18 protein-coding genes and 1 riboswitch are annotated in these 16465 nt (G+C 28.7%); all 18 genes read left to right on the top strand.

Going from position 1 to position 16465, the window contains the following annotated elements:
* The first annotated feature begins 1 nt into the window (after window position 1).
* The 18 genes from fliW to KQH81_RS09495 all read left to right on the top strand — a co-directional run bounded on the left by fliW (window position 2) and on the right by KQH81_RS09495 (window position 16462).
* A complete protein-coding gene (fliW, locus tag KQH81_RS09580) occupies window positions 2-397 on the top strand; it encodes a flagellar assembly protein FliW (RefSeq protein WP_230028161.1) in 396 nt (131 codons plus the stop codon).
* Window positions 381-593, top strand: coding sequence for a carbon storage regulator CsrA (gene csrA, locus KQH81_RS09575; protein ID WP_230028160.1), 213 nt, complete (start codon window positions 381-383; stop codon window positions 591-593). The genes fliW and csrA overlap by 17 nt, the downstream gene beginning before the upstream one ends.
* A 19-nt stretch (window positions 594-612) precedes the next feature.
* The gene (gene fliS, locus KQH81_RS09570) at window positions 613-993 is read left to right on the top strand and encodes a flagellar export chaperone FliS (protein ID WP_230028159.1); all 381 of its coding nucleotides are present in this window, start codon (window positions 613-615) and stop codon (window positions 991-993) included.
* Between the two features lie 12 nt (window positions 994-1005).
* The gene (fliD, locus tag KQH81_RS09565) at window positions 1006-2511 is read left to right on the top strand and encodes a flagellar filament capping protein FliD (protein ID WP_230028158.1); all 1506 of its coding nucleotides are present in this window, start codon (window positions 1006-1008) and stop codon (window positions 2509-2511) included.
* Between the two features lie 15 nt (window positions 2512-2526).
* Complete coding sequence (locus KQH81_RS09560; protein ID WP_178312228.1) at window positions 2527-2856, top strand: hypothetical protein; 330 nt, start codon at window positions 2527-2529, stop codon at window positions 2854-2856.
* 115 nt (window positions 2857-2971) lie between these two features.
* Window positions 2972-3784, top strand: coding sequence for a flagellin N-terminal helical domain-containing protein (locus tag KQH81_RS09555; protein WP_178312230.1), 813 nt, complete (start codon window positions 2972-2974; stop codon window positions 3782-3784).
* 131 nt (window positions 3785-3915) lie between these two features.
* Window positions 3916-6165, top strand: a complete 2250-nt coding sequence (locus KQH81_RS09550; protein ID WP_230028157.1) for a glycosyltransferase — start codon at window positions 3916-3918, stop codon at window positions 6163-6165.
* 18 nt (window positions 6166-6183) lie between these two features.
* The gene (locus tag KQH81_RS09545; RefSeq protein WP_230028156.1) at window positions 6184-8016 is read left to right on the top strand and encodes a CDP-glycerol glycerophosphotransferase family protein; all 1833 of its coding nucleotides are present in this window, start codon (window positions 6184-6186) and stop codon (window positions 8014-8016) included.
* Window positions 8017-8031: 15 nt separating this feature from the next.
* On the top strand, window positions 8032-9501 hold the full coding sequence (locus KQH81_RS09540; RefSeq protein WP_230028155.1) for a D-alanyl-lipoteichoic acid biosynthesis protein DltD: 1470 nt from the start codon (window positions 8032-8034) through the stop codon (window positions 9499-9501).
* Window positions 9502-9544: 43 nt separating this feature from the next.
* Window positions 9545-10084: a DUF2284 domain-containing protein gene (locus KQH81_RS09535; RefSeq protein WP_027639900.1), complete on the top strand. Its 540-nt coding sequence runs from the start codon at window positions 9545-9547 to the stop codon at window positions 10082-10084.
* Between the two features lie 28 nt (window positions 10085-10112).
* Window positions 10113-10829: a phosphocholine cytidylyltransferase family protein gene (locus KQH81_RS09530; protein ID WP_027639899.1), complete on the top strand. Its 717-nt coding sequence runs from the start codon at window positions 10113-10115 to the stop codon at window positions 10827-10829.
* 16 nt (window positions 10830-10845) lie between these two features.
* Window positions 10846-11568, top strand: a complete 723-nt coding sequence (locus tag KQH81_RS09525; protein WP_178312241.1) for an SDR family NAD(P)-dependent oxidoreductase — start codon at window positions 10846-10848, stop codon at window positions 11566-11568.
* A gap of 125 nt (window positions 11569-11693) precedes the next feature.
* Window positions 11694-11776, top strand: a riboswitch (cyclic di-GMP riboswitch).
* A gap of 262 nt (window positions 11777-12038) precedes the next feature.
* Window positions 12039-12362: a flagellar basal body protein gene (locus tag KQH81_RS09520; RefSeq protein ID WP_027639897.1), complete on the top strand. Its 324-nt coding sequence runs from the start codon at window positions 12039-12041 to the stop codon at window positions 12360-12362.
* A gap of 5 nt (window positions 12363-12367) precedes the next feature.
* The gene (gene flgC, locus KQH81_RS09515; RefSeq protein ID WP_178312243.1) at window positions 12368-12772 is read left to right on the top strand and encodes a flagellar basal body rod protein FlgC; all 405 of its coding nucleotides are present in this window, start codon (window positions 12368-12370) and stop codon (window positions 12770-12772) included.
* 12 nt (window positions 12773-12784) lie between these two features.
* Window positions 12785-13084 (top strand): flagellar hook-basal body complex protein FliE, encoded by a 300-nt coding sequence (gene fliE / locus KQH81_RS09510; RefSeq protein ID WP_027639895.1) that lies wholly within the window; start codon window positions 12785-12787, stop codon window positions 13082-13084.
* A 26-nt stretch (window positions 13085-13110) separates the two neighbouring features.
* Window positions 13111-14646: a flagellar basal-body MS-ring/collar protein FliF gene (fliF, locus tag KQH81_RS09505; RefSeq protein WP_230028154.1), complete on the top strand. Its 1536-nt coding sequence runs from the start codon at window positions 13111-13113 to the stop codon at window positions 14644-14646.
* Window positions 14647-14661: 15 nt separating this feature from the next.
* Entirely contained in the window at window positions 14662-15717 is a 1056-nt protein-coding gene (gene fliG / locus KQH81_RS09500; protein WP_178312247.1) for a flagellar motor switch protein FliG, read from the top strand.
* Window positions 15710-16462: a FliH/SctL family protein gene (locus KQH81_RS09495; protein WP_230028152.1), complete on the top strand. Its 753-nt coding sequence runs from the start codon at window positions 15710-15712 to the stop codon at window positions 16460-16462. Before fliG ends, KQH81_RS09495 begins: the two co-directional genes overlap by 8 nt.
* The last annotated feature ends 3 nt before the right edge of the window (window positions 16463-16465 follow it).

The raw sequence follows: 16465 nt of genomic DNA, 5'->3' as shown, positions 1-16465 counted from the left end.
TATGGAAGTGCTTTTTAAAAGAGGAATACCGGGATTAGACCATCTTAGAAGATTTAAAATAGAAGAAATAAAAGATAATGAAAAATTTAAACTTATATCTTCTCTAGAAGAAGAAGTAAGCTTTGCAGCCGTATCTCCTTTTGACTTTTATAATGACTATGAACTAAACTTAGATGATGAAACTATAAAAGAGCTAAGTATAGAGAGTCCAAGAGATGTTTTTGTATTAAATATTTTAACTTTAGGAGATACAATTGATAGTTCCACAATAAATTTGAAAGCTCCTATTATAATAAACGTTAAAAACAATTTAGGTAGACAGTATATAATGCAAAGTGATACCTATGATACAAAGCATCCTTTAATAAGGAGAGAGAAAGATGTTAGTAATTACTAGAAAAAAAGATGAATCTATATTAATAGGAGAGGATATAGAAATAACGGTTATAAAGCTTGATGATGGAAGTGTTAAACTTGGTATATCTGCACCTAAGGATAAAACAATACTTAGAAAAGAAGTTTATGAAAAGGTGAAAGATGAAAATATGAAGGCTGTACGCAGCAATTTGGATATAAGTAAATTATTAAAATAATCATTAGGGGGAAAGGCAGATGCAATGTGCGAATCCATATAATGTATACAAACAAAATTCTATAAATATGGCATCAAAGGAAAGTCTACTTATTATGCTTGCAGATGCAACCGTAAGATGTACAAAGATTGCTAGAAAAGCTATAGAGGATAGGAACATTCAATTGGCCCATAAAGAACTTACTAGAGTTCAAGATATATATATAGAGCTTATGGCAACCTTAAATATGGACGGAGGAGATTTCACAAAGGATTTATATAAGTTATATGAATTTGTAAAGGATAAACTTTATGAAGCTAATATAAAAAAGGATGTAGTTATAATAGATGAAGTTATGCCTATCATAGAAGAGATAAGAAATATGTGGCATGAAGCTATCAAGCTAGCTGATGCTAAATAGGAGGGGATAAATATGTCTTCGATAAATTCTGTTAGGATACCAGGATTAGCAACTGGTATGGATACTGATCAAATGATAAAAGATATGCTTACTGTAGAACAAAAGAAAATTGATAAAGTTATGCAAAATAAGCAAATGGTAAAATGGAAACAGGAAACTTATAGGGACATAACTAAAAACACAAAGGAATTCTATGACAAGTATTTCAGAGCAACATCTAAAGACTACATACTAGGAAGTAAAAGCTTTAATACACTTAATATATCAAGTTCTAATGATAATGTGATAACAGCTTCTGGAACTTCATCAGCAAATAGTATAAATTATAAATTTGAAGTTAGCCAGATGGCAACAGGAGCGTCAATGAATTCTGGGATTGCATCTAATGGTACTATTATAAAAAAAGATAGTAAGCTCAAAGAACTAGGAATTACTGCAGAAATAAGCTTTAAATTAAATGCAGGTACAGGAAGTGATTCAAAGGTAATAATAATAAATCAAGATGATACTGTAACTGATTTAGTGAATAAGATCAATGACAGCTTTTCTGGAGAAATTAAAGCTTATTTTAGTGATATGACAGGGAAACTTACAATTCAATCAACCACTACAGGGAAAGATTCTGTAATAAAGGTAGTAGATGTAGAGAAAAATGCAGATGGTAAATTTATTGATAAAGGTACATCTGATGCTTTATCCTTTTTAAATATGACTACAACTAATGGAAAAAGTGCAAATATAACAGTAAAAGATTCAAGTGGAAATATCATAAAAGAATTAAGTGAAAGTAAAAATAATTTTTATATAGATGGAATCATATATAACGTTAAAAATATAGGAGAGACTACGTTAACGTCTACTCAAGATTGTTCAACTGTGGTTGATAACATAGAAGGATTCGTAAATGACTACAATAAAATAATTGAAAAAATCTATGATTTAGTCATAGAGAAAAAGACCAATGGATATCCGCCACTTACAGAAGCTCAGAAAAAAGAAATGACTGAAGATGAAATTAAAAATTGGGAGAAAAAATCAAAAGAAGGTATCCTAAGAAATGATAGTGAACTTAGATCATTTATTGATGATATGAAAAAAGCATTATTTTCTCCAATTCTGGGATCAGGGAAAACATTAGCTGACATAGGCATAACCTCTGCAAATGATTACAACAAACAAGGTCAGCTTGGAGTTAATAAAGAAAAGCTTACAAAGTCTCTTCAGGAAAATGGAAATTTAGTAGAAAGAGTGGCTTTGGGTGTATTTGGAAAAGCTAAGGAAACGATTTACAAATATGTAGGTACATCTAATAGTGTATTTGCCAAAAAAGCTGGAATTGAAAATACTTCGTCTACAATAAATAATCTTTATTCTGAGCAGATAAAAAAACAGGAAGAACAAATAAAAATACTAACAAAGAAAATGAAAACAAAAGAGCAGCAGTTGTATTCAAGGTTTGCAAGATTAGAATCTACTATGAACAAATTAAATTCGCAAATGAAATATTTTATGAATTAATAGGCAGTGTGAACCATGAATAAGGAAATGGAGCGATACAAAGAAGTATCCAAATCAATGCTAGATGCTCTAGAAAAAGAAGATTACGATGAATTTGATTCGCTGCTATACAAAAGACAAGAAATTATAGATTCCTTTACTGAAAATAATGACTTTGATTGTTTTAAATCTTTATATGATGAATATGATATAAAATCTATAGATATGAAAATGAAACAACTTTTAAGTGAATATATCGAAAATACCAAGATAGAAATAAAAGAGTATAAATTGAAGATGCAGAGCAATGAATTATACATGAGTGTAAAAAAAGAGAATATAAATATATTTTCAAAAAGGGTATAAAGTATTTTTTTATTTTACCGATATATATAATATAGGGTTCTTCAAGATGAAGTTATAGCCTTATAAAATATAAAAAGACAAGGATGTCGTTAAAAAAACTAGGGAGGGTTTTACAATGAGAGTAAACACTAATATGAATGCGTTAATAGCAAATAATGCTATGGCAAAAAACACTGCGTTAGCAGGAAATTCAATGGAGAAAATATCTTCAGGATTAAGAATAACTAAGGCTGGAGATGACGCTGCTGGACTAGCTATTTCTGAAAAGATGAGAGCTCAAATTAGAGGACTTGATCAAGCAGGAAGAAATGTTCAAGATGGTATTTCTTTAATCCAAACTGCTGAAGGTGGTATGGAAGAAGCAACTAATATCCTTCAAAGAATGAGAGTTCTTACAATTCAAGGAGCAAACGGAACTAACACAGCTGAAGACGTTGCAAACATTGAAAAGGAATTGTCAGAATTAGGATCAGAAGTTGAGAGAATTAGCAAAACTACTTCATTTAATGGTAAGAATGTATTAGATGGAAAAACTGCAACAGTTGATATTCAAGCAGGAGCTAATAAAGGTGAAAAGCTTACAATAAGTCTTACAGATGTAAGTACAATAGCAAAAAGTGTAAAGGATTTAAAAGTAGGTGATTTAACAGCTGCTAATAAGTCTACAAGTATTTTAGATGCTAAGTTAAAGGCAATAAATACAGGAAGAGCAACATTAGGAGCTCAACAAAATAGACTAGAGTATACTCAAAATAACTTAACTACTTCAAGTGAAAATTTGACAGCTGCTGAAAGCAGAATAAGAGACGTTGATGTTGCTAAAGAAATGGTAACATTATCTAAATTAAATATCTTAGGACAAGCAGCACAGGCTATGGTAGCTCAAGCTAACCAACAACCACAAGCTGTATTACAATTACTAAGATAATTTATAAAGAAATAATAAAGAGTAAAGTATATGCTTTACTCTTTATTAATATATAAATAATGTTTTTAATATATTGAAGATATTATTTATATATTAATAAGGGAGCTGAAGATATGATACTCAGTATAGTTATGATAGTGAAAGATGAAGAAAAAAATATAAGAAGAACTTTAAGTTCTCTAAAATCAATAAACAACTTTATAAGCACAGAACTTATTATACTTGATACTGGATCAAAAGATAATACGGTGAAAATAGCACGAGATTTTACTGAGCATGTTTATTTCAGTAAGTGGAATCAAAATTTTGGTGATATGAGAAATAAATCTATAAGATATGCAAAGGGAGAATGGATTCTTATACTTGATGCGGATGAAGAATTAGTAGATGGTACAGAATTGATTGATTTCTTTAAAAGTAATAGATATAAAAAATATAAGAGTGGATATATTATGCTTAGAAATTTGACATCCAACGAAGATATGAGTAAATATACTCCATCAAAGGTATTGAGGTTGTTTAAAAATGATAAGGACTTTAAATACATAAATACAATACATGAGCAGCCTCTTTATAAAGAACCTACATACGAAAAGTCCTTAGGAGAATTTAATCATTATGGATATTTATTTGATGATGAGGAATTAAAGCAGAAAAAAATGAAAAGAAATGAGGAACTTCTTTTAAAAGAGTTGAATGAAAATCAAACAGATCCATATGTGAATTATCAGCTTGGTAAAAATTATTTTATTTTGGGAGAAATAATAGAAGCATGCAAATATTTTGAATCCTCATTAAGGTTATATAAAGGAATGAACTTAAACCCTGATTATGTGTATGAGAATTTGGCGCATATTTATTGTTTAAATGGTAATTATGAAAAATGTATAAAGATATGTGAAGAATATATAAAAGATGTAAATCAAAGCAATATAGATATATATTATTTTTTAGGAAAAGCTGAGCAAGGATTAGAAAAAAATGAAGAAAGCAAAAAAAGTTATGAAAAATATATCTATCTTATAGATAATTATGAAATAACAAGACAAAGTGAAAGTGTTTATTGTGAATGTACTACTTTAGGATTAAAAAAAGATGCTTATATAGAAATAATAAGGTTATGTCATAATCTTGAAAGATATGAAGAAGTTATACTTAATTATAATAAACTTAATGAAAATGGAGAAGAGACCAGCAAGGTAAACTATTTTCTAATAAATGCTTTATATAAAACTGAAAATTTAGATAAGGTTAAAGAATATTATGATGGTTGCAAAACTAAAAGTGATAAAAATATGTTTATTATTGATATAGAAAATTTCATTTTAACTGTAATTGAAGAAGATAAGAAGAAAATATATGAAGCTGTAAAGAAGATTTCTGGTAATTATGGAACGCTTAATGAAATAAGACTTGGCACTGAAAAAGATATGGAGGTATTTAAAAAGGTTTTAAAAGAAGAAAGACATAGCTATTATGGAGATATAGTATATAAATGCATAAAGTATTCTAAAGATATAACTGAATTATTAAAGGATATAGAGGATATATATATACAAGAATATATAAATTACATAGTAAATTATAAAAGAGATGTGATAATGGACTTATATGATTATTTAATGTCTAAACCTATAACTTTAAATATTAAAAATATAAAAATCTATAAACAAATTTCAAAATCATTGCTTTTAAATGGAGGGATGGTTAAAGAGAAATATAAAAATATGTTCTTTACTTATAATACTTATACATATTATTTCTTAAAAAACCTATATAATCCTAATTTAAATGATAATGAATTATTAGAGATGATAATGGATTCTGACCATAGATTTGTATTGAAATTAAATATTATGGAGAGCATTAAGAAAAATGATAGACTAAAGTATATAAAATCTTTAAGAGAATTAGTCTTAGAGTATTCTGGTTATAAAAAGGGTATTCAAATTTTTATAGATAGATTTCATAAAGAAATAGAAATGGGAAAAGAATTTCAAGAACTTAAGATTCAGTATAAATCAATAATTGAAAATAATATTAATAGCGGTAAAACAGATGATGCATTAAAACTTATAAGAGAATATGAAAAAGTCTATGATGATGAACCAGATATATTAAATATGAAGTTTATAATAGGACTTTTAAATAATGATTTAACTGAAGGAGAATCTATATTAAAAAAATCATTATTTTTAGATATGAATAATTTTAACACTATGTTTAATATAGCTTATTTAAAAGAGATGAACGGAGAATTTGAAGAAGCTATTATGTTTTATGAAAAAATTCTTAAAGAATGTACTGAAGAAGAAATAGTTATAGAAGCTCAGGAGAAGATAATGATGATTAGAAATAAGGTAAAGCTAAATCAAAATTAGTATAGAGAGGAGGATTATATGAACACATTAAAAATTATAGAAGATTTCATAATAAATAATGATATAGAGAATGCATACGATACTATAATGCAGAATGAAAAGGATTATATAAAAAGTGCTGAATATTGGAATTTAAGAGGTATGCTTTGCTTTAAGATTCAAGAGTACAATGTAGCAATAGGATGCTATAAAACATCCATAGCATTAAAAAATAATTATACTGACGCATACTTTAACTTGATTTTTGCCTATATGGTTATTGGCGAAAAATTAAAGTCAGCTTTATATGGTGGAATATCATTAAGGTATATTGATGACGAAGATTATGGAAAGGATATAGAAAATCTTTATATCAATGAAAAATGCAGTGATAAATATTATGAATTCGTGCAAGAAGTGAATGTAAATACTCTTATATATGGCAATGAGTTGGATTTTGCAAAATACATAGGGAGCCAATTTCATAATGTAAATAAAGGTTATATTGATACCTTATCTAAAAATAAAATTTTTGACAACTGGTCATATGTGAAGAAAGACACAATAATAACAATGAAAGAAATATCAAGTATAGACGAATTCATAAATCGTAAAGATATAGATTTATTTAATGTCATAGTCCCTTATGATGTCAACTATGTAGAGGTTACAAGGAATCTAGCTTTCAATGGATTTCGCAAATGCTTTGTGTTAGCGGAAACAGGAAATGAATTTGAACTTATTGACATAAATGAAGACATCATGAGTTCATTGAGAAAAGAAGAGTATAAAAGAACTGTATCTATGAATAAATTCAACGCTGCGGACTCTAATATAACAGCACTTATAAAATATATGCCTGAAAAATACAAGGATAAATATAAGATTAATGTGATAGATGGAAGAGATGTGTTTGAAACATCAAATATAGTTAAGGTTCCTTTAATATCTTCTGTAACAGTTTCAGGGTTTAATACCTTTGTAAACTATCCTAAATTTACATATAACATAGATGTTGGACATGGTGAAGTAGCATTTAAAGCTTGCGGTCTTATGGATAAGAAAGATAAAAATTTTGCATATACACCTGAAGAATATGAAAATATAGACAAAGTATGCGCATCATCTAAGATGTCTACTGTGATAAAAAGTGCTTTTTCAGCTATACCAGAAGACAAATATGAGATTACAGGAAGTCCTAGGACAGATTCTTTATGTCTTACAGATGGAAGAAAGAATTTAGAAAAGCTTTTAGATATAAAATTACAAGAAAAGAAAATAATATTTAATATGCCTACTTTCCATACACATGAAAATTCTGGATTGGTGAATGGATCAAAAGAATTAAACGATAGCATAAAGATAAAAGACTTTGATTATAATGATTTTGATAAATTCTTAGGTGAAAACAATCTCCTTTGCATATCAAAGGTGCATCATGCGGAAGAGAGAACTGTAACAAACAGAACAAAAGACAGAAAGCTTAAAAATATGATATTTATATCAAACTATGACTTGGACAGATATGAACTTGATTTATATGAAATTTTGAATGGAGCTGATCTTTTATTAACCGATTATTCCAGCGTATATGGAGATTTCTTATTTATGGACAAGCCAACTTTGTTTATAGATACGGATTTAGAGGAGTATAGGAATGAAAGAGGAATAATGTTAGAACCATATGACTTTTGGGCTGCTGGTCCTAAGGTACAGTGTGAAGAAAAATTAAAATCAGAGATATTAAAGTGCCTAAATGATGAAAACTATTACAAGAAAGAAAGAGAAACTATAAAGGATATATTTTATTATTACAAAGACAATAAAGCTTCTCTTAGAGTGTGGGACATTATAGCTGACATATTAAGATAAGAGGGAGATGACATTATGCGGAATTATAGATACATAGGAGATAGATACAATATTCAGAGACATATGGATAATTTTAAAGCCATAGGAAAGTTCTATGATTCTTTAAATAAGAAGTATGTTCCAGTAAATGATATTATATCTGCAATAAACTCTCTAGCTGATTTTATTCAAGAGAACTCTTCTTTATATAAGGAGCAACATTTTTTCAATGAATTAGTTGAGGAAACAGTAAAAATTATTGAAGCTTTTAACAATGGCGATAAAGATTGTATTTCTATAAATACATTAGTTTTAATTTTGAAAAGTTTTTATGAAGAATTGGATAGAGTACCTGTTAATGTATTTTTCTATGGAAAAGACAAATATCATCTTTTAAAAAATTCCTCAAAAGTAAAAATTAAAACCATAAACAATATAGATACATACATAAACTCTTATGAAAAAAAGCATGATATGAAAATTGATATATTGATAGTAAGTGAGGAAACTTCAAAAGAAGAGATAGATTTCAGATGTAATTTCAGCGATGTTATATACTATGACAAGCTTATGAATCTTCTTTTCAGTATTAGTGAGAAGATATATTACAGCAACTATGATTATAACTATTTGATGGAATCTCTTCAGCAGTCAAGTTCATCAGAGATAGAAACTATTATAGTTGGGAATTCATATCCTTTAACAGGAATAGATGTGAATGTCTTGAACAGTAAGTCCGTGAATCTTGCTTTGTCTAGTCAGGATTTATATTATTCTTATAAATTGGCTGAAACTGCTATAAAGAATAATTTTAATATAAAAAAATGCATTATAGGTGCTGGATACTATCTTGTAAATCATGATTTATCAAAGTCTAAAAATGAAGATGCTGTATATAGAGTGAAAAATGTATACTATCCGATTTTAAGAGATAAGCATAATTCAGAAAATGTAGAAGAAGTTGAAAAAACAAATATATCTGAAGTACTAAATGATGAAATTATAAGTTTTATTTTTGACTTGAACTTTTTAGAAGAATATTTTAAGAATTTAATTTATAGAAGCAATGATGGGTATTTTAATGAAAATTTTACAAGAGAAATGAACAGCATTATGAAAAATATTACACTTAGTGATATTGATGAAGAAGAAAAATGGAAGTTTGGCAAGATTAGAGCAAACCAGCATAATAAATTATCCAAATATACTGAAACATCAAAAGAATACTCTTCTATATTCAATAAATTTATGAATTTCCTTAGAGAGAACGATGTAGAACCTATAGTAGTTGTATTTCCTAATACTAAATATTACAGTGAATATTTAAATGAAATTTATGAAAAAGAATTTTATAAAATAATCTCCAATAAAAAAGAATACAGAGGTTTAAAATTAATTGATTTTTCAAAGCAAGATCTATTCTCGGAAGAAGACTTCATAGATTTTGATCACATGAGTAAGAATGGAGCAGTAAAGCTTACTAGGGAGTTGAACAAATTAATATAGAAGAAAATCAATATTTAAGGAAACATGGAGGAAAGATATGTAAATGAATATTGAAGAAAAAATAGCTGATTATGTAGATAAAAAATCTCAATATTTGAAGGCCTCTAAAGTTGATATAAGATCAATAAAATTAGAAGAGAGAGTGAGACTTCAGTGTTTTCATTGCGAAAAGTATGAACAAAAATGGACATGTCCTCCAAGAGTGAACAGAATTAATTTTGAAAAAGTTTTTAGTGAATATAGTAATGCAATGATAATATATTGCAAAATTCCATATAGAAATAAGACAGAATACGTTATGGTTAGAGAAGACTCTACAAACCTTGTACATAAGACATTGCTTGAATTAGAAAAGATTTTATATAAGAATAATCAAGTTTTTGCTATGTCATTTATAGGTGGGTCCTGCAAGTTGTGTAAAGATGGATGCTCTAAGAAAAGGTGCAGGTTTCCTAACTTAGCTAGAATACCATTAGAAGCAACGGGAGTTAATGTTATGGATTTCGTAAAGAGGGAATTAGGCATAGAAATTAAGTTTCCATTGGATGGCTATATGTATAGATTTGGTTTGCTTTTGTGGTAAAGAATAGAATTATATTAGGAGGGAAAGTATGAAAATAATTATTTTGGCAGCAGGAATAGGAAGCAGATTAAAACCGCTTACCGAAAATACACCCAAAAGTCTATTGTATATTGATAATAATGTTACAGCTTTAGAGAGAACTATAAAGATGATAAATAGAAATTGCAAGGCTGATATAGTGATTGTTACAGGATATTATAGAAAGAAAGTGGAAGAATGTGTATCAAAGTTTCCAAATTGTAAAACTATAAATAATCCATTCTATAGAATAACAAATAGCATAGCATCTTTATGGTTTGCAAAAGAAGAGCTCAATGATGATACAATAATAATTAATGGAGATATAATACTTGAAGAAAATTTATTTAAGCATATTCTTACAATAAATTATCCTGCATTTGTATTGTATGATTCATCTATAGGCAATGAAGCTGATTACAAGGTGGCAGAAAGAGATGGCAATGTTATAGTGATGAGTAAAGAGCTAAATTGTTTTTCTGGTGAATATGTAGGGGTTACATGTTTGCATAAAAGTGAATCAGAAAAAATACTATGCAAAGTAGAAAAAATGGTTGATGATGGATTATTTAATGAATGGTATGAAACAGCATTAGTAAATATGATCTTCAATGATATGTTTAATTTAAAGGCTATAGATGTTTGCGATTACAGATGGACTGAAATTGATAATGTAAATGATCTTATAAAAGCAAAAGAGATAATATCTTATGAAAAACTACAATAAGGAGTATAGTTAAGATATGAAAGCTGTATTGATAACTGGTGGAACAAAGGGAATAGGAAGAGAAATTGCAGAAAATTATTTAAAAAAGGGTTATTTAGTAATTGTAAACTATGCAAATTCAGATAAAGATGCTGAAGAATTTAAAGATGATATGATAGGTTACAGTGGTAAACTATTTATTGTTAAGGCCGACCTTTCAAAGATAGAAGGTATGGAATTATTGGTAGAGGAGTTCTCTAGGCTTAATGTAAATTTGGATATATTGATTTTAAATGCAGGTTTTACAAAAAGAGAAAGCTTTGAGGATATATCTTATGAGAGCTGGAGCAGAGTGATAGATGGAAACTTCAACATTCCATTTTTCCTAGTTCAAAAATTAAGTAATAACATAAATGAAAATGGAAGAATAATATTTATAAGCTCTGTTTTAGGTATAAAGGCAGATGCTTCGTCAATACAGTATGGCGTATCAAAAGGTGCTTTAATGACATTAACTAAATATCTAGCAAAGTATTTTGCTTCAAAAAAAATAACGGTAAACTGCATTGCGCCTGGTTTCGTAGATACATCTTGGCAGAAAAATAAACCTATAGAACAAAGAGAGAGGATTAAAAATAAAACCTTAATTAAAAGGTTTGCTTATGTTAGTGAAATTGCGTCTGTGTGTATTACTTTAGAAGAAAATGAATATATAACAGGACAGACCATAGTCATTGATGGAGGATATTCCTTAAACTGATAAATAAACAAAAGAAACGACTTTAATTTTAAATTTAAAATTACACAAAAAAATAAAAAAATACATAGAAATATTGTAAAATATATAGAAAAAAATCTATTAAAGGTATATAATAGAATTATAAAAATTAAATAGGGCAAAATTAGGGAAACCTAGTGACGCAAAGCTATAGGGGCTAAGATGAAAATTATGCCAGCCAGCTGCCAAAGAGTCAGTGTACTTTTTGTTCTTTAAGACTATGTTTTATTAATGATATTAGGAATTATTATGTACTAGTTTGTTATAAAACTCTATGTATTTTTATTTAGAGTTTTACGGGCTTGTATAAAAAAGATTAATATAGGGTGAAACAAAGCCTTTTTAATGATGCTACTCTCTTTGGAGGGAGCATTTTTTTATTGTCTACTATCAAAGAGTATAAGACTTAATATATTTTAAATTATTATTACTAAATATGGGGAGGGAAAATTGTGAAAGTATATGACCTTATAAAAAGCAGTTTAAATGCTACAGAACTCAGGGGGAGGACTATTGCAAACAATATTGCAAATATAAATACTCCAGGATACAAGAGAAAATATGTTACTTTTGAAGAAACTCTAAAGGATGAAGAGATGCAGCATAAAATAGAAGTTAAAGAAGATAAATCAAATTCGATGAGAATCGATGGAAATAATATTGATTTGGAAAATGAGAAAGTAAATCAAGCTGCTAACTCTCTTATGTATAACGGTTTAGTAAGTATAACTAACACAAAGCTGGCCATAGCTAAAAGTGTTATAACAGGAAGGTAATTATTATGAGTATATTTGGTGGAATGAGAATAAGTGCAAGTGGATTATCTGCTGAAAGATTAAGACTTGATGTGATATCATCAAACATTGCAAATGTAAGAACAACTAGAACAGAAAAAGGCGGGGCATATGTACGTAAAACTGCTGTGTTTTCTGAAAATTATGATAGGAATATGGGGATGCTTGGAGTAAAGGCAGTAAAAGTAGAAAAAGACAACTCTCCATTGAAGAAAGAATATAATCCAACACATCCAGATGCTAATGCAGAAGGGTATGTGGAATATCCTAACGTGGATTTGTTAGTAGAGATGTCAGATTTAATATCAGCTTCTAGGTCATATGAGTCCAATGTTGATACATTAAATGCTCAAAAAAATATGATTTCAAAAGCATTAGAAATAGGAAGGTAAGAGGTGAAATCTATGAATGTACAATCCATTGGAACAAGCTCTCTATTAAATAATATAGAAACTAAAAAAACATCTATTGAGCCTGAAAACGAAAACAATTTTTCTAAAATGATAAATGATGCTATAGGAAAGGTAAATGATTCTCAAATAAATGCAGACAACAAAATAGAAAGCTTTGTAAAAGGCGAAGATGTCAACATGCATGAGGTTATGCTTTCTATGCAGGAAGCTCAGATTTCAATGCAGCTTTTAATAGAAGTTAGAAATAAGGTAGTTGAAGCTTATCAAGAAGTAAATAAGATACAGCTTTAAAGATATCTGTTAAGAGGTAAGAAAGAATGCAGAAAAATTTTATACAGAGTCTCAAAGATTTTAAAACGAAAGTAATTACAGGATTTAAAAATTTAGATAAGAGAAAAAAATATGCTATAGGAATAGGATCAGTAGCAATAATATTAGCGATAGTATTTACTATAAGTTATAGTACAAAAAATAAATATGGTGTCTTATTTTCAGGGCTTGATGCCAGTGATGCAGCTAATATATCAAAAGCATTAGAAGATAAAAAAGTTGAAACAAAGATAAAAGGTGATACCATATATGTTCCTAAGAAAGATGTAGACAAGCTTCGACTAGAACTATCACCAAGTATAAGTAATGGATCGAAGGGGTTTGAACTAATGGATGAGGGTTCTAATATATCCATGACTGATGAAGAGTTTGAAATAAAAAAACTCAGAATGCTTCAAGGGGAATTAGAAAAAACCATAAAGACTTTCCCACAAGTAGAAGATGCAAGAGTGCATATAACTCAAGGTGAAGAGTCTGTATTTAGTAAGAATACAAAGCAAGGTAAGGCGGCGGTTTATGTATCTCTTAAAGCTGGAAGAAACTTAGAAGAAAGTCAGATCAAATCAATTATTTCATTAGTTTCAGCTAGCAGTAGAAATATACCAAAGCAAAATATAGAAGTTATAGATCAAAATATGACTCTACTTTCAGAAGGGATATATGATGAAAACGGAAATGTTATAAAAGGTGGAAGTGGAGGACTAGCTACTTCCAGAGATGCCGAAAAACAGCTTGGAAAAGATCTTCAAAAGTCGGTGATATCCATGTTGGAGCCTATATTTGGTAAAGATAAAGTTAAAGCATCGGTAAATGCAAGTTTAAATTTTGATACTGTAGAAAAAAATGAGGTAAAAATAGATCCAGATAAGGTTATAAAATCTGAATCTAAAAGTGAAAATTCATCTACCGATAAAATTCAGACAGGATCACCTGTGGATAATAATATGACTAATACAGCACAAGGTAATGACACCAATATTAAGTCAAAAGAAGAAAAAATCGAATATGAGGTTGGTAAGACAGAAACAAAGACAATAACAACTTCAGGAAATGTAAAACGTATAACTGCTTCAGTAGCCATAGATGGAAATCTTATACCGGAACAGATAGGAAATGTTGAAAAAATGGTATATGCTGCTATAGGCATGGATAATAACAGGGGGGATCAGCTATCTGTAGTATCTATGAGATTTAATAGTACAGAAGATAATGTGTTTGACAAAGAGAAAAATGCTGCAGAAGCTTTAAAACAAAGAAAAATGACATATGGTATAGGTGTAATCATAGTATTAATAGCAATTATTGTAGGGATTATTCTTTATAGAAGAAGAAAGGCAAGAAATGAGGAAGAAGATGAACTTGAAGATTCTAATGATTATCTTGCAAATATTATAAAAGAAAAAGAAATTGAGTCAGAAAAAGATAAATATAAGGAGCCAACCTTAGAAGATCAAGTTAAGAGTATAGTTTCTAAGAATCCTGATGAAGTGACAAAATTAATAAAGACATGGCTAAATGATTAAAGGCAGGTGATAGGAATGTACAGTGAAGTTTTAAAAAGTGGAAATGCTTATGATTTAGGAGAAATTAATAAAAATACTATAAGCGGTGCCAAAAAGTCAGCAGTGCTTTTAATGACAATAGGACCTGAACTTTCATCAAATATACTTAAGGAACTTACAGACAAGCAGGTCCAGAAAATTGGTGTTGAGATAGCTAATCTTCATAAGGTTACAGCTAAAGAAAGAAGAGAAATACTTAATGAGTTTCTTGATATAAGAAGTAGAAATGATTTTTCAATAGAAGGTGGAATGGATTACGCCAAAAGTTTGTTAAAGGGTGCATTTGATGATTCAAAAGCAAATAAACTTATGGAAGGAATAGAATATGAAACCTACACAAAAGTTTTTACTTCAGCTAGAAAAGCAGATGCAAATCAGATACTATCTTGCATCCAAGGAGAAAGTTCTCAAACTATAGCTATAGTACTTTCCCATATACAGCCGGAAAAGGCAGCTCAAATAGTATGTAAATTAGATGAAAACCTTCAAAGAGAGGTTGCCTTGAAGATGGGAACTATATCAAATGTTTCATTGGTAGTAATAAAAGCAGTTGACAGCATTTTAGAAAGGAAACTTTCTAGTATAGGAGATGAAAAACTTAACTCATCAAATGGATTTGACAGTCTTTTAGACATATTAAATAAGGTAGATGGAAAAACAGAAAAAAATATAATAAGTTTTTTAGAGAATAAAAACAGTATTCTTGCAGATAAAGTTAAGTCTAGCATGTTTGCTTTTGAAGACATTGTTACTCTTGATAGTATTTCAATTCAAAGAATATTAAAAGAGGTGAATTTAAAAGATATAGCTATAGCTCTTAAAGGCGGAGATGATAAAATACTACAAATTATATTAAATAACCAATCTAATAGAGCATCTGAGGTATTAAAAGAAGAAATCAATCTTCTTGGACCGTTGAAATTATCTCAAATAGATGAGTCAAAGAGAAATATAGTAAAGATTGTAAGAAAATTAGAGCAAGAAGGTTTGATAAGTCTAGAAAACGAACCGGAGGATGAGCTTATTGTCTAGAAATAAAAGCATACTTAAAAATAAAGATATAGAAGTAAGTGGGAAAATAAGTCTTAATATATCTTCATCTGAAGAAACTTTAAATATAGCAGAAAGTCTAATTAAAGAAAAACATGATATAGAAAAAAAGATTCTAGAAGCATCTAAAGAGTACGAAAAAATAATTGAAGAAACAGAAAATAAAAGAAAAGACATAATAAGTGATGCTAAAGAAAAGGCAAAATCTATAGAGAAAAAAGCTTATGAACAAGGTTACGGAGAAGGACAAAAAAATGGGTATGAAGATGGATTTAAAGAAGCATATGAAAAGAATATAGAAAAAGCTAGAGAAGAAAGCGAAAAAATAAAAGAAGAAGGATACAAAACCCTATTAGAAATAAAAAATGAAGCAGCTAACTATATGAAAGAAAATAAGGCAAACATTTTGAAGATATCAATAAAAATAGCAGAACAAGTCTTGAGAGATAGATTAGAAGATGAATCGGTTATGAATGATCTTCTTGAAAATGTGATAAAGGAATATGACTTGAAAAGAGATTTGATTATAAAAATAAATCCTATCTATGAAGAAAAAGTAAAACAAAGTTTATGTGAAATGATCGGAAAGTTTAATTCATCTCAAAAAATTTTTGTAATGTCTGATTCTAATATAGCAAAAGGAAATGCTGAAATTGAAACTAAAAGTGGAAAGCTTATAGTAGGGATAGACAGCGTATTAGCTAAGGTCAGAGAAGAACTGCTGTAATGG

Origin of the sequence: Clostridium cadaveris, from assembly GCF_020911725.1 — a bacterium.
Classification (GTDB): domain Bacteria; phylum Bacillota; class Clostridia; order Clostridiales; family Clostridiaceae; genus Clostridium_X; species Clostridium_X cadaveris.
The sequence above is the reverse complement of the archived record's forward strand: the minus strand, read 5'-3'. Positions and strand labels throughout refer to the sequence as shown.

Bases quoted from the DNA above. Each gene is read 5' to 3' on its own strand.
- KQH81_RS09555 (WP_178312230.1), top strand. From the start codon at position 2,972: ATGAGAGTAAACACTAATATGAATGCGTTAATAGCAAATAATGCTATG.
- fliS (WP_230028159.1), top strand. From the start codon at position 613: ATGCAATGTGCGAATCCATATAATGTATACAAACAAAATTCTATAAAT.
- KQH81_RS09540 (WP_230028155.1), top strand. From the start codon at position 8,032: ATGCGGAATTATAGATACATAGGAGATAGATACAATATTCAGAGACAT.
- fliG (WP_178312247.1), top strand. From the start codon at position 14,662: ATGTACAGTGAAGTTTTAAAAAGTGGAAATGCTTATGATTTAGGAGAA.
- fliD (WP_230028158.1), top strand. From the start codon at position 1,006: ATGTCTTCGATAAATTCTGTTAGGATACCAGGATTAGCAACTGGTATG.
- fliF (WP_230028154.1), top strand. From the start codon at position 13,111: ATGCAGAAAAATTTTATACAGAGTCTCAAAGATTTTAAAACGAAAGTA.
- KQH81_RS09560 (WP_178312228.1), top strand. From the start codon at position 2,527: ATGAATAAGGAAATGGAGCGATACAAAGAAGTATCCAAATCAATGCTA.
- fliE (WP_027639895.1), top strand. From the start codon at position 12,785: ATGAATGTACAATCCATTGGAACAAGCTCTCTATTAAATAATATAGAA.
- csrA (WP_230028160.1), top strand. From the start codon at position 381: ATGTTAGTAATTACTAGAAAAAAAGATGAATCTATATTAATAGGAGAG.
- KQH81_RS09535 (WP_027639900.1), top strand. From the start codon at position 9,545: ATGAATATTGAAGAAAAAATAGCTGATTATGTAGATAAAAAATCTCAA.
- flgC (WP_178312243.1), top strand. From the start codon at position 12,368: ATGAGTATATTTGGTGGAATGAGAATAAGTGCAAGTGGATTATCTGCT.
- fliW (WP_230028161.1), top strand. From the start codon at position 2: ATGGAAGTGCTTTTTAAAAGAGGAATACCGGGATTAGACCATCTTAGA.
- KQH81_RS09550 (WP_230028157.1), top strand. From the start codon at position 3,916: ATGATAGTGAAAGATGAAGAAAAAAATATAAGAAGAACTTTAAGTTCT.
- KQH81_RS09545 (WP_230028156.1), top strand. From the start codon at position 6,184: ATGAACACATTAAAAATTATAGAAGATTTCATAATAAATAATGATATA.
- KQH81_RS09525 (WP_178312241.1), top strand. From the start codon at position 10,846: ATGAAAGCTGTATTGATAACTGGTGGAACAAAGGGAATAGGAAGAGAA.
- KQH81_RS09530 (WP_027639899.1), top strand. From the start codon at position 10,113: ATGAAAATAATTATTTTGGCAGCAGGAATAGGAAGCAGATTAAAACCG.